Here is an 18,989-nt window from a genome sequence, read left to right as displayed (position 1 = left end):
TGTTCACTTTTTGTAGTCATTTCATGCCGTTGTAAAAAATTGATGAATGACCTGACCTAAGTTACTAATAGATTTTACATTTGCTTGAAAATGATACTGGTGAAGCCATTGACTATGATCGGGTGTCACACCTGTTAAATAAATCTGTACACCCATTAGCTGAAATTCCCATATTAAATGTTCTAGGGCTGCAACACCTCGTTCATCAATTTGACCTATTCCATTAAAGTCAATGATAACTCGATCAACCGTTTCTTCATCTATTTGTCTGAGCAGCCGATGTTCATTTTTCATGATGACTTCCTCAAACAAATCGCCAAACAGAGGTATAAGCACCATGTTGTTCGATAAATGAATAAACGGTCCCGACAGTTCTATAACTCGGTTCATTGCTTTTTCTAATCGTTCTTTTTGCAGCAGCAGTTCTAAGTCTGTTTCAGATAAACGCGCTGTATGTTGTTCGATTTTTTCTGAAAGAATTCTAATTTGAGAATCTTCCTCTACACATATTACATGTGCCTTATCTTGCTCCCATTTGCAATTCACGGTATAAAGAGACATTTTAGCTTTGCGCGAATGCATGACTAATTCTGTTTTTATTTTTTTCTTCTGCCCTAATCGTTTTCTAGCTTTGTTCTGACTATCTTCGTCAACAATTTCTAAAAAATGTTGAACCTCTCCGAATAAAGCGGCTGCTTCATCAGATTGCGCTAGAATATTCATTTCCTCATCCATAATAAAAACAGGAAGCGGAGCATATTTAATAGTCGACAACCTTAATCCCCCTAATTGACTGATAATGAAAAAACTCTTTCAACTCCTCTAACTGTGCAATAAATCGAACTTGATTTGTTTGAACAAGAGGAAACTTATAGTTTGAAACTACTCGGCCTCCAACTAAAATAAGCGGCTGATGTTTTGTCTTTTGTAATCCTTCTATATATTCGCTTGCTTTTTCTATATGATGAGTTAAACTGAACGAGATTCCTACTAAATCAGGTTTCCATTGTTCAACAGCGTGCGTTGCATGTAAAAGCGGAGAATCTGCTCCTAAAAGTTTCGTCTGCCATCCGTGCTCTTCAAAGAGAATGGAAATCATTTTTAAACCTAAAAAATGCTGTTCATTTTCTATGCACAAAAACAGACCTTTTTTTTCATTTTTAATAACTTCTTGTCTTATACACAATTGATAGCGTGACAAAACATAGTCACAGGTAGTAGTAGCTAAATGTTCATCAGCCACTGAAATTTCATCTTCTTCCCACATCATACCGATTTGAGCCATTGACACTGAAATGAATTGCTGAAAAATATAAAATGTATCGAAACCCTGCTGTCTTTTTTTCCACACAATATTCCAAGCTTCGTCTTGATTCCCTGATAACAGTAATTCAGTCAAGCGTTCTATGCTTTCAATCAAGAAACCACCTCTTTTTCAGTCAAACGACTTGTTTTTTCCTTTGTTATTATCAACCATACCACTTAACTCACCCGCACTCTACAGTAAAATATTCTCACACTGACAAAATAGCACCGGACGTCTCTGACAGGTCAATCTCTTTATTTTTCAAAGTCAACGAGGTAGTGATGCAGCAAGTGACGGTTTTGTTCATTGTATAAGTACGCATACACAGGTCGTCCTATTGTGCCATAAGTCATTCTTTCTCCAAGAAGACCTATATCTGTTAGAAATTTTAAATATTTCCGAATAGACACTCTTGAAATTCCCGTTTTTTCAGCTACATCATCAGTCGAAAAAGGGTGATCTTTAAGATGCTCAATGGCTTCTACGATAACTTCTAATGTTCCTGTCGTTAAACCCTTAGGCAACGGCTCTAACGGAGCTTCTTTTATTTTTTTATTAGACAGCAGCCCGTCTAATTCCTGTTGATTAAGCTGAGGTTGCTGTTTTAACGTACGAAATGTTTGTTTGTAAGCCGAAAGTGCTTGATAAAAGCGTTCAAATGTAAAAGGCTTAATCAAATAATCAATCGCTCCGTAGCGTAGAGCTTGCTGAATCGTTTGGGCATCCGAAGCAGCGGTGATAAAAATGACATCTATTTCCTCTTGTTTTGTTCGAATCTCTTGTAAAACTTTCAAACCATTTTGTCCAGGCATAAAGACATCAAGCAGCACTAAATCAACTTGATATTCATTTACCTTCACCAAGGCTTCATGACCCGAATGAGCAACAGCGACCACTGTAAACCCCTCTATCTCTTCAATGTACTTCTGATTAAACTGAGCAACCATTGGGTCGTCTTCAACAATTAATACTTTAATCAACTTGATCTCTCCTTGTTTCGTACGGAATATCAATATAGAATGTGGTACCGCTATTTATAAATGAGTCAATGACGATTTGGCCACCTAGTTCATCAATCGTTTGCTTCACTAAATGCAGCCCAAACCCTCTGCTCGTGCCTTTTGTAGAAAAGCCTTTCTTGAAAATCTGATTCATTGTATCGGAAGGAATGCCGCAGCCTGTATCCGTGACTTGAATCGTAAGTTTATTGTTTTTATACACAAGCATAACGGACACTTTTTTAGAGGCTTGATGACAAACTGAATCAATTGCATTATCAATTAAATTTCCAATAATGGTAATGAGATGATGAGTAACTTGTGGATCTGAAGGTTCTGGAATAACTTCATCAGCGGAAAACGTCAGTTCTACGCTTTCCTCTCTAGCATAACTCATTTTGCCCATGAGGAACCCTGCCAACGCATGATCTTTAATAGATTTAGTCACTGAACTAGATTCATCGACACGGTGATTAACAAGCTGATGAATATACGTTTTTAGCTCATCATAATAATTCATCTGCACCATTCCTAAAATCACATGAAGTTTATTCATAAATTCATGCGATTGTGCTCGAAGCGCTTCCACATACATTTTAACACCTGTTAGCTGTTCTGCTAAGATGTTAACTTCTGTTTTATCCCGAAACGTAGAAAGTGCCCCTACAATCTCTTCGTTTACTACTAGCGGAACCCTGTTAACCACAATGGCTACTCCATTTATGACTTGCTCTTCATCGTAATGAGATTCCCCCGTAGACAAAACGTCGTCCAACCTGGAGGTGGGCATATATTCTCGAATAGACAAACCGATTGGCTCTGGTGCTAACCCTGCTTTAACAAATAAGCGGCGTGCAGAACGATTAGCAAGTGTAATATTACCTTCTTTATCAACAGCTATCACTCCTTCACGAACCGACTGCAGCATGGTGCTTCTCTCTTCTAGAATTTTAGCGATTTCAGAAGGTTCCAAGCCAAATAAAATTTTCTTTATGTAATTCGCTAATAAAATAGCACCAAGAACGCCTACAAGTAAACCAATTAATGAACCTAAAACAATTCGGCGATGCCCTTCTCTAATTGCTTCATTTACATTATTCAAAGAAATCCCCACAGCTACTGCGCCAATTTGTTGATTTTTTTCATTATAAATAGGTGCAAAAGCGCGCAGAGATTTATCGAGCGTTCCTTTTGATACAGATACATAAGATTTTCCGTGCAATGATTTTTGCTCATCTCCTCCGGCAAACCTCTTTCCTATCTTTTTAGGATCTGGGTGAGATTGGCGAATTCCATTCATATCCATAACAACGATAAACAAGACGCTTGATTTTTTACGAATTCGTTTAGTGAATTCTTGAATTGACTGAGGTGTTTTTGTCTCTAGTCCTTCTTTCACGTTCGTTGATTCTGAAATAATCGTAGCAATAGTCCGAGCTTTTTCAGCCTGTTGATCTCGAATATTTTTTCCAATTGAACTGCTAACTAATAAATCCGTTAACAATAGCGATAGAATCACCACCATGCATACAAGCAGCACCGTGATGCTTCGCAGCCCCATTCTTCCGTGTTTCACATTCTTCCCTCGCTTCCCTGCTTTTCTTGTTTATAGCACAAGAAAAAGATCTTATCTAGAGTCAGATAAGATCTTCGCTTATTTAATTTCAGTTTTACTGAGTTGATTAACATTTATACAGGAAGGTTAACAATCTACTTTATAGTTTAGGTCCTTTTCGATATTTGAACCATCCCATTTTATAAAAGGCAAAGACCATTACGCCTACAAGCCCAATCATAATGCCAAGTACAATAAAATAATTATATTTCCCCGTCAGTTCCGGCATATATGAAAAGTTCATGCCATAGAGACCAGCAATAAACGTCAACGGTAAGAAAATAGCTGACATAAGCGTTAGCGTAAACATAATTGAATTCATACGATCCGAGTTAATGGACATAAAGCTTTCTCGAATATCATTTGACAAATCCCTGCTCGCCTGCATAATTTCAATCATATTTAATAAGTGGTCATAAATATCATTAAAATAGCGAACCTGCTCTTTTGCTTTTAACGCATTAGTTGACATAATACGATACATTAAATCTCTCATGGGGTTTAAAATGCGGCGCATTCGTGACAAGTCACTTCGGATGTCATAAAGCTGCCTCATTAATTCATCCATAGGTTCGTCTTTTGCATTGTCTTCAATGTCGTCTATGTGATCTTCAAATTTATAAAGCACGGGGAAGTATTCGTCAACGGTATGATCTAAGAGTTCATACATGATATCCCATGTTCCATCTTCGGTAGCTTCAGGGTCTTTTTTAATAAGCTCCCACACCCTAGCCACGCTCGTTAGCTTATCCATATGGTAAGTGACTAAAAAGTTATCTCCTACGAACGCAGATACTTCTAAGTGCTCAAGCTCTTCTTTATGAAGTGCATAATAGACTAAAAAATAATGCTCATCATACAACTCAAATTTAGCGCGCTGACCTTGATTTAAACAGTCCTCAACTGCTAAAGGATGAAAATTAAATTGTTCAAGCTGCTTTTTTTCTTCCTCGGTGGGATTGTAAAAATCAACCCAATACCATTGAAAGTCATGCCTTGAACGAATCTCATTCATTTCTATTTCTTTAATAGCTCCTTCTTTGGTTTTAGCTACAATTTTAATCATAAGATAACCTCTGTCTTTTTTGATACTATTCTCTGCACATACCCTTTTTACCATTTTATTAAACTTTTTTCTTTTAATGTACGCCTTTTCTCGTCTATACATACGATGATGGTGACGACAAGAGAACAAAACGGTGAGGAGGTATATCCATATGTATGAATTTTACTCCCGGCATGAAGAATATTGGGAAGATGATACAAGACTAGACGAACAGCTTCTAAGAGATATAAACAAAGCTGTAAGCGATGAGTTTTCCGCTATTCACTACTATACACGCTTAGCAGAACTGGCTCCTAATAATCAGTTTCAACAAGCTATATTAGGTATTCGGCAGGATGAAATTAAACACTTTGACTGGTTTTCTAAAGCCTATTATGATTTATCAGGCAGCTACCCACAGATTTCATTAAACATAAAACTGCCAAATACTTTTCAAGAAGGGGTCTCTGAATCCATTAAAGATGAAGTAGAAACCGTTCCATTTTATCAATCAATCGCTAGAAGAATCACAAATGCTCGAATTCAAAGCCGCATTGTTCGAGCTGCGAGCGATGAACAGCGCCACGGTCAAATTTTCCAAACCATTCAGTCCCGCTTCTCATACTAAATAATACGCTTGCAATCGCAAGCGTATTATTTGGTATGGTTTTATCATTATCTCTTACTTTGTAGCATTAAATTCTTCTTTGATCTTTTGGAGCAGCGTTTGATTTGTTAATACGTCATACCCTGTTAATGCCATTGTTTGTGCCCCAAGTATCATTGCTTCTCTTCCTTGCTCACTTAAAGCTGCTTCTCTAAATTCGTGCGTATGACAAACAAAATAATCATCACAAATTTGAATATACGGATGAATAGCCGGAACAACCTGACTTACATTCCCCATATCTAAAGATCCATGATCGCCTTGGTCTTCCGTAATGCTTTGTTCGCTCACGCCTAATGAGATGAGATTATTTGTATAGACATCGGATAATGTTTGATTCGTTTGCATATCATCATAAGAAAACTCATAGTTTGAGATTTTTAATTTTGTTCCCGTGGCTAGAGCAGCGCCGTTTGCACATGCCTTCACCTTCTCTGTCACTTCACTTACATATGCACGAGTTGAAGCGCGGACATAAAATTGTGCTACTGCATAATCCGGTACAACGTTGGCCGCCTTGCCTCCCTCTGTAATCACTCCATGAATGCGTACATCCGGCTTCACGTGCTGGCGAAGCGCATTAATGCTGTTGAACGTTTGTAATACGCCGTCTAACGCGTTGATTCCTTCATGAGGAGCAGCTGCTGCGTGCGCGGATTTTCCGAAGAACTCAAATTGAATGGCATCCATCGCAAGAGAACGTCCGCTTTTTTGGTGGCAGTAATAAGGGTGTACCATCATAGCTACGTCTAAATGATTAAAAATGCCTTGCTCGGCCATCGTTACTTTGCCGCCTCGTGTTTCCTCTGCAGGCGTTCCATATACGTATACTTTACCGCCTGTTTCTGCAACTGCTTTACTAAGACCAATACCAGCTGCAATCGACATGGTTCCAATTAAGTTATGTCCGCATGCATGTCCGAGATCCGGCAAAGCATCGTACTCAGCCATAAACCCAATCGACGGACCTGGCTTTTGACTGTCATAAACAGCAGTAAAAGCCGTTGGCAAGTCACATGTACCAATTTCAACTGTGAACCCTTGTTCTTTTAAAACATCCGTTAATGCTTTGCACGCTTTGAATTCTTCGTGACCAAGCTCAGGATTTTGCCCAATATATTTGCTTACCTCATAAAATGTATCCTGTAAGTTATTAATTGTTTCATTTATTAATTGTTTCATTAGTTGTACTCCTCTTTTAAATATTTAAACAAATTATAGTATATTTATTCGTTTTTTTAAAAAGCTAGTTTTTAAGACGGGTTTTCCTATCACCTTAATATGCCTTATAATTAAATTACTAACTGTTTTAAAGAAGGTATGCATAATGATTAACATAAAAAAATTCAATTTTTTAGGCGGTCGTATTATTAAAACAGGCATTGCCGTTTTTTTAACTGCGCTCATTTGCCAGTCCATTGGCTGGCCGTATATGCTCGCTGTTATTACAGCTATTGTTACGATTGAACCAACAGCTGCCGATTCTATTAAAAAAGCTTTCATCCGCTTTCCTGCTTCAGCAATCGGAGCTGCTTTTGCCATGCTTTATACATTTCTATTAGGAGTGACGCCGCTTACCTATATGCTTGTTGCTGTTTCTACTATTATATCCTGTTCTAAATTGCGTTTGCATGCCGGAACACTCGTTGCCACGCTAACAGGGGTGGCTATGCTGACGATTGTGCACGATCATTATTTCATCTCGTTTTTAATTCGGTTAGCGACCACCAGTATTGGGCTGCTTACTTCTTCACTTGTGAATATCATCGTTCTTCCTCCTAATTATACACCGATTATTACGAGGAAAATTCAAAATCTCCCAAAACAAATGAGCAGCGTTTTACAGCAAAGAGGAAGCGAACTTTCCCAAGTACATGCTTGTCATAAACAAACAAAGCTTCAATTTCAGCAGCTTTCCGCTGAAATTGAAAAAATTGAGACGCTTTGTGAGTATCAGCGAAAAGAATGGAAGTTTCATCATTTCACTCGTACAGCTATGAGAAAATTCCACTATGAATATAAGAAACTTTCTCTTATGAGGCAGCTTGTCTACCATATTGGCAATTTAATTTACTTGCCTGCTCATCAGCTGCAAAGTGCAAGGAATCAAGTAATATGGGATACATTCACTTCCTTTCATAATGTCTTACAAAATGAACAATATAAAAGCTCTTTGCAGCATCAAACGCTTGTTTTGACTTTAAAACAAAGGTTTTGGGCACATAAGCAGGAGGAAAATAGAGGGGATCACCCTTTTTCAACAGAAACAACAATGCTTTACGAACTGCTTGCAATTCACCATCTGCTTGAAGAACTACACCGTATTCATTGTTTGAAGGATCGATATAATTTAAATAACTCATCTGTCTCACTTTCTTCATAAAAAAATCCTCACATATGTGAGGATTTTCTTGTTTACGAAACTTGTGACTCATCTTTCTTATATTCTTTCTCCCAGTAGTCTGCATTTTTAATTCCCAGCTTAACAGGATCAAATACAGGGTCTACCCCTTGTTTTTTCTGAGCTTCATAGTCTTTTAATGCAACTAACGCAGGCTTAGCTAAAATTAAGATAGCAATTAAATTTAGCCATACCATGATACCAAGCCCGACATCTCCTAACGCCCAAGCTAGTGATGCTTGTTTAACTGAGCCGTAGAACGTAGCTCCTAGAAGGACAAGCTTTAATGCAAACATAGCCCACTTTCCGTTCTTTCCGCGAGTTAGGTAAGCAATATTTGTTTCAGCAATGTAATAATAAGCCATGATCGTTGTAAACGCGAAAAAGAATAGGGCAACTGCCACGAAGCCAGCTCCGAACCCCGGCAACACTGTTTCAATAGCAGCTTGTGTAAATCCAGGTCCTGCTTCTACACCCGGTAGATTTGAAATAATAAATGAACCGCCTGGTCCTTCCGTATTGTACATGCCTGTAAATAAAATCATAAACGCTGTCGCTGAACAAACGAACAGTGTATCAATATAAACCGAAAAAGCTTGTACAAGACCTTGTTTCACTGGGTGTGAAACTTCTGCTGCAGCTGCTGCGTGTGCACCTGTTCCTTGCCCTGCTTCGTTTGAATAAATACCGCGCTTAACTCCCCAAGAAACAGCTAAACCAACGATTCCTCCAAAAGCAGAATCTAATGCAAAAGCACTTTTAAAAATAAGAGCGATAACTCCCGGCAACTCGGAAATGTTCATGGCAATAATAATAAGAGCTAAAATAATATACCCAAGTGCCATAAAAGGTACAACGAATTGGGCCACTCCTGCAATACGCTTAACGCCTCCAAAGATAATAAAAGCAAGAATAATAACTAATCCTACTGCTGTAACCGTTGGACTAACGCCAAATGCGTTGTCGATGCCAAGCGCGATGGAGTTAGACTGAACGCCCGGCATTAAGATACTCATTGCAACAAGTGCTGCAATAGCAAATAAAATGCCATACCATTTCATACCTGTTCCTTTTTCAATGTAGTACGCTGGACCACCTCGATATTGGCCATCTTGTTTAACTTTATAAATTTGAGCAAGTGTTGATTCGATGAATGCACTAGAAGCACCAATAAAAGCAACTGCCCACATCCAAAATACAGCTCCTGGACCTCCAAAAGCGATAGCTGTTGCAACTCCAGCAATGTTTCCTGTTCCGACTCGTCCCGACAGCGCTAAAGACAGGGCTTGGAAGGAAGAAACTCCTGCTTCTGAGCTTTTACCCTGAAACATCAGCATAACCATGTCTTTTAAGTGTCTTACCTGCAAAAACCTCGTTAAAATTGAGAAAAACAGGCCGATCGCAAGACACCCATAAATAACAGGTGTGCTCCATAGCACATTATTCATACTCGTTACAAATTGCTCCAAACGATAACCCCCTTATTTTATATTCAGACTATTTTAAATTATAAGTTAAATTATAAATTTTAACAATAAAACTCTAAATTAAAACTCATTTTTAGTTAAAATACACAAAAAACTTATAAAATCCTCAAAAACATCCAACGATAAACCGTTTATATTCCGTAATTATCGCCTTCAAAAGAGAGATATCTGCACCTTTCTTATCAGGAACACATAGGCTGTAGGAGTTATTTTCTATTAGAAGGTGTGAAAAACAATGATGAGAATAGAGCCTTTATTTTATCGTCCTTTAGCTCTAGACCTTCTTTATGCGTGCGTCTTAGCTTATAAGCAATACGCACAGGGAGGCACATTTGATGTACCTGAAGGCTACCGGCTTATTAAATCGTTTAAAGCTTCTGCCGTAGGGGTGCAAGAATGGTTTGGTTTTATTTTAGAATCTGATGACTCTATCGTAATTGCCTTTCGAGGAACTCAATCTGAGGCAGACTGGATTGCTGATGCTCGCATTAGGCAGCGCCCTTATCCATACAATCAACAAGCCGGTCTCGTCCACGAAGGTTTTTTAGCCGTTTACGAATCATGCCGTGATGAAATTTTTGAAACGTATCAGTCCCTTGCCCCCAAGCCACTTTATATAACGGGGCATAGCCTAGGTGGCGCACTCGCTGTTCTTCATGCCTTAGATGTCGCCACAAACGCATCTTTTCCAGAAGTTACAATGTACAACTACGGAGCTCCTCGAGTAGGTGATCCTCAATTCGTTCAAACATACACAAATCTTGTTTCAAATAGCCGCTGTTTTGTTAACACAACGGATACGGTTCCTAAAATCCCGCCGAAGCGCCTTTATTCCCCTTCCACCAAGCAAACAATTTATTACGATCAGGATCCTCTGCAACTCTCGTTTACGATTCAAACAGGCTCTACCGTAGGGAACCATAATCCCCAAACATACAGTGTTGGTATTTGGATGATGTCGGACTATCCTATTTTGGTCCAAAAATAAAAAAACAGGCGGACTGCCTGTTTTTTTTATGCACCAATTGCTGCTTTGATTTCTTCTATTTGTTCTTGATGACGCTTTTCATGATAGCCAATAAAATCAATCCACTGCTTTAAATCCATTAACCCAAATACAGGGTGTGGAAATGATTTTTGCTTTAGCTTGTCTTCACTTGCTGTTTCTTCTAGCTCTATTAAAGCCGCTCTTGATTCTGCCAGCTTACTCTTCATTTCTTCTAATGTCTGCTTTTCATTAGAAGGCGTAACTTGAGCCGGTGCATCTACTTTCCGTGAACGGTCTACCGCTAAATGAAACGGCTTATCTTCAGTCGGCTGATCCACACCGTTTTCTAACTGATCCTTTACACGTGAAACAATCATGCGCTCCATCAAATATAAATGTTCTAATACTTGCATAACGCTCCATGTATTAGATGCTGGCTGTTGATTTAATTGTTCATATGTTAATGATTCTACACTGCTCAATACGTCATTTCGAAACTGTTCATTTTTATTCATATTTAATCCTCCTCTAGGATTCCTCTAGCTTATCGTATCAAAAAACTCTTCTATATAAAAAGGATATCCCTTTACTTAACCATGTTTTAGCTGCAATTGTTTCACGTGAAAAAATCATATTTTCTATTTGACATAGATCAACTGAGGTGTTATATTTAGATTTCTGGCTTTTCTTTAAGAGCTGGACATAGTGAAAGTAACTTGAAAGGATGTATCGTACAATGCAAGGTAAAAATACTGGCATTCGACACATGTCTTTGAACAAAACTTATTCACACTGGATCGGCTTCGGAGCCGTAAGGATGCAAGAGAGGTAGGGCTTGCGTCGTTTAGGTTAATCGATCATGTGGAAAAACAAACCGCGGCAATGGATGAAATCCATGCAAGCACAATCAATGCTAATTGTGCCCTAACAACAACGAAACATACAAAAACCGTAATCATGGATTTTATAAAGAAAGTAATCATTTTGTTTTTACACTTGCAAAAGCAAGTTACTGATAAGAAACACGAACAAAAGCGAGCAGATGCATCTGCTCGCTTTTTTAATGATGGTTTTTTATTTACTTTATCATTTCTTTTTTAGCGGATCTTACAAAAAAGCCGAAACCACACTGGTTTCGGCTTTTTCTTATTGCTCTGCTAGTACATCAGCAAATGCTTTTGCATAAGGAGGAAGGTCTGGCGGACGGCGGCTTGAGATGATGTGACCGTCGATTACGACTGCTTCATCATGCCAAATAGCTCCCGCATTTTCCATATCATCTTTGATTCCTGGCGTACTTGTTACGTTTCGGCCATCTAAGATTTTTGCAGAGATTAATACCCATCCTGCATGGCAGATTTGGCCGATTGGCTTTTGCTGTTCATCCATATGACGAACCATTTCAATTACTTCAGGGTAGCGGCGTAGTTTATCCGGCGCCCAGCCTCCAGGTACTAAAATAGCGTCATATTCAGCTGGATCAACATCTTTAAAAGCGTAGTCCGATACGGCTGGAACACCGTATTTCCCCATGTACGTTTCGTTTGCTTTTTCTCCAACTAAATGTACTTCTGCTCCTTCTTCTCGAAGACGCATCACTGGATACCATAGTTCTAGATCTTCAAAGTCTGCACTAACAAGCGCAATAACTCTTTTATTTTCTAAACGCATCGTAACACCTCCGCCATCAGTATAGCATGTTGGAGAATAAGATTGAAAATAAGGGACTAACTTGTACATAATTAAAGGATTTTTCAAGTGCTCTTCAGAAAATTTTTGTATGCCAAATGGTCTAATTTTATATTTTCACTTGACTGGGGACAAACATCACACTACAATGTGTAGTGTGATGTTCATAATGTTGTAAAATTATCCAAATAAGAAAGACTTTCTGATTTAATTACTACATTTCTTTTTTCGGGCTTTTACACTACATAATGTAGTGTTTTTCAAATACACTTAAAGGAGGAAGTAAAGTGAATAAAAACGTCGAAATTGGTTCACTTATTATTCGTTTAGTATTAGGTTTTACATTTTTAGTACACGGCTTTCAAAAATGGCAAGGCGGGATTGAAAATACAGTAGGGTTCTTCGATAGCTTAGGAATCCCTGGTTTCATGGCATATATTGTTGCAACCATTGAACTTGTAGGGGGGGTTCTTATTATTCTTGGCCTAGCAACAAGAGTTGTATCTGCTTTATTTGTGGCAGTTATGCTTGGCGCCATTTTTACAGCCAAGCTTAAAAGCGGATTTGTTGGCGGGTTTGAGTTTGATATTGCCTTAATTGCCATGTCTGCTCACTTATTTCTTGCAGGAAGCCAGTTCCTTGCTCTTGATGCAGTGGTATTCAAAAAGAAAGAAACTGCCTTTTCTCTTCAAGAAGAAAGCAGTAAATAAAAAAAGAAAGCTTATACTCTCCCAATATAAGCTTTCAGATTAGTCCCCGCCGTTTAAGGCGGGCTTTTTTTATATTTGCAGCAGCAAATTGGCAAATAAAGAAGAACGCTCGGACAACGTATCAATTTGAATATGTTCATATTCCGCATGTATTCCTTTTCCGCATGCTCCTAATCCATCCAACGTGGGAACACCAATGGCCGCTGTAAAATTGCCATCACTTCCGCCGCCCACAGCTGCTTCTTCCAATTTCATACCCAGTTTGGCCGCGATTGATTGAGCACATTCAAATAGCTCTTCCGTTTGTTTAGACTTGACCATCGGAGGACGATTCATTCCTCCCGTTACTTCGAGCTTAATCCCTTTTAAAATGGGTGTTAAATTCAAAATAATATCCGTCATGCGTTTTGCTTCTTCTTCTGTAGAAACACGTAAATCCACGTGCGCTTCTGCATATTCCGGCACTACATTTGTACCGCTGCCTCCCGTAAATGTCCCAACGTTCACCGTTGTGCCTTTTTCATAATCTGTTAAGCCCTGCAAGAAAATCACTTGGCGCGCCAGCTCTTCAATCGCATTGATTCCTTCTTTGTGGTGATTACCCGCGTGTGCTGCTCGTCCCCATGCTTTTACGGTGAAAATTCCCGCTCCTTTGCGCGACGTTTTTAACGCGCCTGAACCCGCCACCGCCGGTTCCGCTACTAGCACTGCTTCACTTCTTTGTGCTTCTTCTTCAATGTATTTTTTAGAAGAAATTGACCCAATCTCTTCATCCGAATTGCAGAAAAACACAATTTTTTTATCGAGCGATAAGCCAAGCTCTTGAATCGCTTTAATCGCCCATATAGATTGCACAATGCCGCCTTTCATGTCTAAAATTCCCGGACCGTACAGCTTGTTTCCCTCTGTTCTTAGACTCAGCCTTCCCTTTTCCCATACCGTGTCAAAGTGACCGATAATTAAAAGCTGCTTTTCTCCTTTTCCAATCGTAAATTTCAAATGGTTTCCTACTTCTTTTTCTTCTATGATTTCGTATCCTACCCCTAACCGTTTATGAAACAGCTGCGTTAAATACATTCCACACTGATCTACTAACTCTTTACTGTAGGACGGCGATTCTTTTTTCACAAATCCAACTAAATCTTCAAGCATCTCTTGTTCGTGTTCTTTTAAATAACTAAACACGCTTTGTTCTACCATTACCTGACTCAAATCAATTCCTCCTCCAAACAACCCCTGCTGCTTGCATTAAATGCTTTTATTTATCGTACGTATAACTATGTTCTACGTTTCACATAACGACCTTAAATTATCCTTAATTATAATGGTTTTCAGACAATTTTCCATCCTTTAAATACAGATAATACTTTAACTTATTCATAACCGACCGAAAATAGCCATAAACTTCAACAAATTCATACAAAAAAGCTTCAATCTTCAACAGATTAAAGCTTTCGTTTGACTAATTGACATTTATTTTAATATTTTTCCCTTTTGACTTCACACTCACAAAAACAAACATAGACACTAAAAAAATAAACAGAATAACGCCAACCATTTCAAAGTTTACTTCGGCCCATGGGTTAAAGAAAGTGAATGCTAAATAGAATGACACACCATACGCGAGGACAACAATAACCCAGCCCATCAAGCGGGAAGCAGATTGTCCAAATTTACTCGATTCATTCACCATTTTATGTACAATCATCGAATCGATTGTATCTGTAAGCATCATACCAAACATAAACACTAGTCCTAACAAAAGCGGCGTATACTTGCCTGCGTTCCCTACAGCTAGAGACCACACGGCCGTTTGACTGACCGTTTCGGCTGCTAAAGCGAACAATGCTCCTACAAGAATAATTAAAAAAGGATTCGTTGTTCCTTTTGCGATTTTCGGAATAAACTTTCCTTTTAACCCGCTCAGCTGAAACTCTTCCTCTTTATTTTTGGTTCGAAGCAAATGATATGTGTTTAATGTCCCGATTAGAAAGAGAGAGATAATGGATACCCAAGATGCAAAATGATCGAAATACGATGGAAACGTAAAATTCTTCATCACCACGCCCAGCACTCCGGCCGTGACGGCCACCATTCCTCCGTGACCTAGTGAAAACAGCGTTCCGACCCAAGGGGCAAAACGGCTGCCCATTCGCCAATTATATCGAGTCTGGCCATCAATAAAGGCTAAGTGATCTGCATCCAATCCGTGCCTGATTCCTAATAAAAAGACAAGTAAAAAAACTGATAAACCTTCCATTTCCTACACTCCTTTTTTAAAAATAAAACGTAAAAAAGCCTCAATTCTATAGAAATTGAGGCTGTGTCGGCATATGAAAATAAACAGCAATTGCTCACTGCGTACCTTGATACACCGCCTCTTTCCTAGAAGAGTCAAGTGTACAGAATAGGTAGGTCTCCTGGCTTGAGATCATCATTTTCTACCGCCTTCCCCGTTTTGAGTGACGATAAGATAGAAAACTCCCTGCTTACAGTGGCTGGACCGCTCGAGATTTGCACTCGATTCCCTGTTACCTCTTACGCTATGTAAGAGCACCTAAACTGTGCGAATGATTCATTTTCTTCCTCATTATACTAGTACCTCTTACAAATGAATAGAGAAAATTCAAATAAAAAAGCCCTACTAAGCTTTACATGCTTAGCAGGGCTTTTTAAAGCAATTAAACTACTTCTACCGTTACGTCTACGTTACCGCTGATTGCTTTTGAATACGGGCAGTATGAGTGAGCTAGGTCTACATATTTTTTCGCTGTTTCTAAATCTAAGCCTTCGATATGAGCTTCAAGCGCTACTCCAATTTTCACTCCTTGATCAGCTTTATCAGGAAGCAGCTGAACAGTAGCTTTTACTTCACTGCTTTTGATTTCTACGTTATGTTTTTTCAACATAAATTCTAACGCGCTGTTGAAACAAGCACTGTATCCAGCTGCAAACAGCTGCTCTGGGTTTGTTGCTGTTGTTGCTTCTCCACCAAGCGCTGGAGGTGTTGCAACGTCTAAGTTAAAGATGTTATCTAAAGAGTGAACTTCTCCTGTTCTTCCACCTGTGTTAACGACTGTTGTTTCATATAAAGCTTTCATGTATAAACCTCTCCTCTTTTTCGTTAATTTTATTAAAAGTTTTTTATTTATCGTTTCTGTAATTTAATTGTACACAATTTAATTTTAAAAAACAAGTATTAAATACATTAAAAATTTCCCAATAAAAAAAGCCGCTTATTTGCGACTTTTTCTTAATAATATTGAGACTGTTCGTCATAAGCTGATTTTCGAAAAATAGACAAGTTGGTAATAGCCCTCATCAGTTTCGTATTAAAAATAACATAATGAATAAACAGCGCCAGCACGCAGCCTAAAACGGCTCCTGTTAACACATCGAATGGATAATGAACGCCAACCCATACGCGTGAAAAGGCAATGAGTACGCCCATGACAACCCACATGCGCCCTGAACGTTTGAAATGCAGCCAAATGGTAAAAGTGATAACTAATGCAGATGTAGCATGATCGCTTGGAAATGAAGAATTTGCGGCGTGATCAATAAGCTGATTCACGTGGTGAGAGATAAACGGACGATCTCGATAAGCAAATAAACTAATCACTTTATTGATAATGACTCCTGTGGCACAAGCACATAAAGCTTGAAATGCTACAACACGGCTGCCGTTTTTATTAATAAGTAAAAACAAGCCGAGTAAAACGATAAGTACATACTGGGCATAATCTGCAAAGAATACCATCAGCGAATCTAGAGGCTTTACGTGTGAGGCATACTGATTCACCGCCTGGAAAATGGTATAATCTACTGAATTGATAGCTGATAACATAATCGAAATCCTTTCTTATTTTTAAATGTCATTAGCTATCTTATCAGTTTCTTGAGAAAATGAACATTATTTCTCGGGCTATTGATGATATATTTAGTAAATAACTATTGATTTCCTTACCATTTATACACCCCGAATCTGTCCGTGCTATAATGTACGCAACTATACATAGACACAAGGGGGAATTTTTGTTGAGTAAAGGCAGAATTTTAATTGTAGAAGATGAGCGCAAAATTGCTCGTTTAATTCAGCTCGAGCTTGAACATGAAGGGTACGAAACCGGCATGGCTTACACTGGAACAGAAGGATTGGCAGAGTTTCAAGAACACGATTGGGATTTGCTGCTTTTAGATGTGATGCTTCCTGAACTGAGCGGACTCGAAGTACTTCGTCGCATTCGAGCAAATGATGCTCAAACGCCCGTTATCTTATTAACCGCTCGGGACGCCCTTCCTGATAAGGTAAGCGGACTAGATTTAGGAGCGAACGACTATATTACAAAGCCTTTTCAAATTGAAGAGCTTTTTGCACGCATTCGCGTATGGCTTCGCCATCCTGCATCAACATCGCCTGCTGAACAAGAAACGGCCACTCTTCAACTAGGCAATTTAGTCGTTAACGAAAAAACGCGAGAAGTTACGCGTGAAAATGAAGCTATTGAGCTGACTCCTAAAGAATATGATTTGCTTGTCTATATGCTTCAAAACAAAAATCAAGTGCTGAGCTTTGAACAGCTTCTTACAAACGTTTGGGGATTTGATTATTACGGAGACACAAATATTGTATACGTATACATTCGTTATTTACGTAAAAAGATTGATGCTTCATTTTCAACTCCTTACATTCAAACAGTGCGCGGCGTTGGCTACATGCTGAAGGAGTAGCTTATGAAACTACAAACAAAGATTATTCTTACATCAACTGCGCTGCTTTTTATTTTACTAGTAATTGCAAACAGTTCGATTTACTTCATTTTCAAGAAGACCATGGAAGACAACGCAATTGAACGTTTGCAAGCAGAAACAAGCAATGTAACAAATGGGCTAAAGCAAACAAGTGCGACGGTTAAACAATCCAATTTGCTTCGTGCCTATTTGCCTCCTAACGGGATGATTCGTATTTTACCTAAATCCGGCAGTCCTTTAGTTGTATCCGTTACGGATCAAACGAAAGAGCTTCAGGACTTACCTTATTCCTATTATTCAAATGAACAAACAAGCATCAAAGAAGATGACGGCCATCTATACGCGATTTCACACACCCCTGTCATTTGGACGAACAGTGAAGTTGTTTCTTTGGAAGTCACGGAACAACTGGCAGATGTGGAACAATCTCTGCAGACATTAAAATTTATCTTGCTCATTGCCTCTCTTGTTATATTAATTCCAACTATATTTGCCGGACGGCTTTTAAGTAAAATTATTTTGCGGCCTATCAAATCTCTTATTCATACTATGGAAGAAATTCAAGTGTCTCGCACATTCAAAAAAATTGACCTCTCTTCTCCTTCTAAAGATGAGTTAGATCAAATGGCCAGCACCTTCAATAATATGATGGATTTATTAGAGGAAAACTATAAAAAGCAAGAGCAGTTCGTATCCGATGCTTCTCATGAATTAAAAACACCCCTGACCGTTGTAGAAAGCTATGCCAATATGCTAAAACGCTGGGGAATGAAGCGGCCGGATATTTTAGAAGAAGCCATCGAAGCTATTCACTCTGAGTCTTTACGCATGAAACAGCTTACGTCTCAAATGCTGGTGCTTGCGAAAGATGAGTCGCAGTGGGAGCTTCACATGGAACACGTAGATGCGGCGGCCGTCTGTAACCAAACAATCAAGCATCTAGAACAAGCCTTTGAACGAACCATCTATTTAAATATAAAAACGGATCATCCCGTCGTAACAGCGGATGAAAAACGCTTAAAGCAGCTGCTGTACATCCTCTTAGATAATGCCATTAAATATAGTGAAAAAGCGGTAGAGGTAACCATAACAAGAAGCAAAAGTTTTATGATTACGGTCACAGATCAAGGAATTGGTATTCCAAAAGAAGACTTATCAAACGTGTATGAACGCTTTTTTCGCGTAGATAAAGCAAGAAATCGAGAAACCGGTGGTTCTGGACTTGGATTATCCATTGCTCGAAAGATTGTAGAAGCTCATAGCGGGCGTATTGAGATTAACAGCCAAGAAGGAAAAGGGACATCAGTAACGGTTTCCTTTCCTCTTTGATT

20 protein-coding genes, 1 pseudogene and 1 riboswitch are annotated in these 18,989 nt (G+C 38.8%); of the genes and pseudogenes, 8 read left to right on the top strand and 13 right to left on the bottom strand.

The genetic code is table 11. The features are described from left to right. Positions 1-21: 21 nt before the first annotated feature. Together LAV82_RS24295 and LAV82_RS24290 are read right to left on the bottom strand one after the other, a co-directional pair. Positions 22-774 (bottom strand): STAS domain-containing protein, encoded by a 753-nt coding sequence (locus LAV82_RS24295; protein ID WP_013055099.1) that lies wholly within the window; start codon positions 772-774, stop codon positions 22-24. After that, complete coding sequence (locus tag LAV82_RS24290) at positions 761-1,420, bottom strand: cobalamin B12-binding domain-containing protein (RefSeq protein WP_013055098.1); 660 nt, start codon at positions 1,418-1,420, stop codon at positions 761-763. Before LAV82_RS24290 ends, LAV82_RS24295 begins: the two co-directional genes overlap by 14 nt. A gap of 142 nt (positions 1,421-1,562) precedes the next feature. On the opposite strand from LAV82_RS24290, the gene LAV82_RS24285 reads away from it, so the two are divergent. Next, positions 1,563-1,712 carry a DUF952 domain-containing protein gene (locus tag LAV82_RS24285; protein WP_372585240.1) on the top strand — a complete coding sequence of 50 codons (150 nt, stop codon included), beginning with the start codon at positions 1,563-1,565 and terminating at the stop codon, positions 1,710-1,712. Between the two features lie 241 nt (positions 1,713-1,953). On the opposite strand, the pseudogene LAV82_RS24280 reads toward LAV82_RS24285, so the two are convergent. The 3 genes and pseudogenes from LAV82_RS24280 to corA form a co-directional block, all read right to left on the bottom strand. Next, positions 1,954-2,286, bottom strand: a pseudogene (locus tag LAV82_RS24280) (response regulator); the annotation flags it as partial. After that, positions 2,279-3,865 carry a DcuS/MalK family sensor histidine kinase gene (gene dcuS / locus LAV82_RS24275; protein ID WP_328254962.1) on the bottom strand — a complete coding sequence of 529 codons (1,587 nt, stop codon included), beginning with the start codon at positions 3,863-3,865 and terminating at the stop codon, positions 2,279-2,281. The gene dcuS and the pseudogene LAV82_RS24280, both read right to left, overlap by 8 nt. 154 nt (positions 3,866-4,019) lie before the next feature. Next, positions 4,020-4,985, bottom strand: coding sequence for a magnesium/cobalt transporter CorA (gene corA, locus LAV82_RS24270; RefSeq protein ID WP_057275216.1), 966 nt, complete (start codon positions 4,983-4,985; stop codon positions 4,020-4,022). Between the two features lie 151 nt (positions 4,986-5,136). Here corA and LAV82_RS24265 point away from each other — a divergent pair, with 151 nt between their 5' ends. Continuing rightward, positions 5,137-5,592, top strand: a complete 456-nt coding sequence (locus LAV82_RS24265; protein WP_013055094.1) for a ferritin-like domain-containing protein — start codon at positions 5,137-5,139, stop codon at positions 5,590-5,592. 54 nt (positions 5,593-5,646) lie between these two features. Here the strand turns inward: LAV82_RS24265 and LAV82_RS24260 are convergent, their stop codons facing one another. Further along, the gene (locus LAV82_RS24260; protein ID WP_211078835.1) at positions 5,647-6,813 is read right to left on the bottom strand and encodes a M20 family metallopeptidase; all 1,167 of its coding nucleotides are present in this window, start codon (positions 6,811-6,813) and stop codon (positions 5,647-5,649) included. 145 nt (positions 6,814-6,958) lie between these two features. On the opposite strand from LAV82_RS24260, the gene LAV82_RS24255 reads away from it, so the two are divergent. Then, on the top strand, positions 6,959-8,014 hold the full coding sequence (locus tag LAV82_RS24255; protein ID WP_499717140.1) for an aromatic acid exporter family protein: 1,056 nt from the start codon (positions 6,959-6,961) through the stop codon (positions 8,012-8,014). A gap of 32 nt (positions 8,015-8,046) precedes the next feature. Here LAV82_RS24255 and LAV82_RS24250 read toward each other — a convergent pair whose 3' ends face one another. Beyond that, a complete protein-coding gene (locus LAV82_RS24250; RefSeq protein ID WP_499717139.1) occupies positions 8,047-9,501 on the bottom strand; it encodes an alanine/glycine:cation symporter family protein in 1,455 nt (484 codons plus the stop codon). Positions 9,502-9,754: 253 nt separating this feature from the next. Between LAV82_RS24250 and LAV82_RS24245 the strand changes: the two genes are divergently transcribed. Continuing rightward, entirely contained in the window at positions 9,755-10,507 is a 753-nt protein-coding gene (locus tag LAV82_RS24245; protein ID WP_035439339.1) for a lipase family protein, read from the top strand. 26 nt (positions 10,508-10,533) lie between these two features. On the opposite strand, the gene LAV82_RS24240 is transcribed toward LAV82_RS24245, so the two are convergent. After that, positions 10,534-11,022: a DinB family protein gene (locus LAV82_RS24240; RefSeq protein ID WP_025601698.1), complete on the bottom strand. Its 489-nt coding sequence runs from the start codon at positions 11,020-11,022 to the stop codon at positions 10,534-10,536. Positions 11,023-11,368: 346 nt separating this feature from the next. Here LAV82_RS24240 and LAV82_RS24235 point away from each other — a divergent pair, with 346 nt between their 5' ends. After that, complete coding sequence (locus tag LAV82_RS24235) at positions 11,369-11,608, top strand: hypothetical protein (protein ID WP_013055088.1); 240 nt, start codon at positions 11,369-11,371, stop codon at positions 11,606-11,608. A 45-nt stretch (positions 11,609-11,653) separates the two neighbouring features. Here the strand turns inward: LAV82_RS24235 and LAV82_RS24230 are convergent, their stop codons facing one another. Continuing rightward, the gene (locus LAV82_RS24230; RefSeq protein WP_013055087.1) at positions 11,654-12,178 is read right to left on the bottom strand and encodes a type 1 glutamine amidotransferase domain-containing protein; all 525 of its coding nucleotides are present in this window, start codon (positions 12,176-12,178) and stop codon (positions 11,654-11,656) included. A gap of 305 nt (positions 12,179-12,483) precedes the next feature. Here LAV82_RS24230 and LAV82_RS24225 point away from each other — a divergent pair, with 305 nt between their 5' ends. Further along, positions 12,484-12,906, top strand: coding sequence for a DoxX family protein (locus LAV82_RS24225; protein ID WP_025601701.1), 423 nt, complete (start codon positions 12,484-12,486; stop codon positions 12,904-12,906). 69 nt (positions 12,907-12,975) lie between these two features. Here LAV82_RS24225 and LAV82_RS24220 read toward each other — a convergent pair whose 3' ends face one another. The 4 genes from LAV82_RS24220 to LAV82_RS24205 all read right to left on the bottom strand — a co-directional run bounded on the left by LAV82_RS24220 (position 12,976) and on the right by LAV82_RS24205 (position 16,753). Continuing rightward, the gene (locus LAV82_RS24220; protein ID WP_328254955.1) at positions 12,976-14,139 is read right to left on the bottom strand and encodes a M20/M25/M40 family metallo-hydrolase; all 1,164 of its coding nucleotides are present in this window, start codon (positions 14,137-14,139) and stop codon (positions 12,976-12,978) included. Between the two features lie 229 nt (positions 14,140-14,368). Beyond that, positions 14,369-15,166, bottom strand: coding sequence for a HoxN/HupN/NixA family nickel/cobalt transporter (locus LAV82_RS24215; RefSeq protein WP_013055084.1), 798 nt, complete (start codon positions 15,164-15,166; stop codon positions 14,369-14,371). 133 nt (positions 15,167-15,299) lie between these two features. Beyond that, positions 15,300-15,482, bottom strand: a riboswitch (cobalamin riboswitch). Between the two features lie 105 nt (positions 15,483-15,587). Further along, positions 15,588-16,007, bottom strand: a complete 420-nt coding sequence (locus LAV82_RS24210; RefSeq protein WP_013055083.1) for an organic hydroperoxide resistance protein — start codon at positions 16,005-16,007, stop codon at positions 15,588-15,590. Between the two features lie 152 nt (positions 16,008-16,159). Next, entirely contained in the window at positions 16,160-16,753 is a 594-nt protein-coding gene (locus LAV82_RS24205; RefSeq protein WP_328254956.1) for a phosphatase PAP2 family protein, read from the bottom strand. 152 nt (positions 16,754-16,905) lie between these two features. On the opposite strand from LAV82_RS24205, the gene LAV82_RS24200 reads away from it, so the two are divergent. Both LAV82_RS24200 and LAV82_RS24195 read left to right on the top strand, forming a co-directional pair. After that, positions 16,906-17,637 (top strand): response regulator transcription factor, encoded by a 732-nt coding sequence (locus tag LAV82_RS24200; RefSeq protein WP_274609602.1) that lies wholly within the window; start codon positions 16,906-16,908, stop codon positions 17,635-17,637. A gap of 3 nt (positions 17,638-17,640) precedes the next feature. Then, entirely contained in the window at positions 17,641-18,987 is a 1,347-nt protein-coding gene (locus tag LAV82_RS24195) for an ATP-binding protein (RefSeq protein WP_328254957.1), read from the top strand. Positions 18,988-18,989: the final 2 nt, after the last annotated feature.

The sequence above is a fragment of the Bacillus sp. ILBB4 genome (genome assembly GCF_035064545.1).
Taxonomy (GTDB): Bacteria; Bacillota; Bacilli; order Bacillales; family Bacillaceae_H; genus Priestia.
Note: the sequence above shows the minus strand (reverse complement) of the source record. Positions and strands in the feature narration are given on the sequence as shown.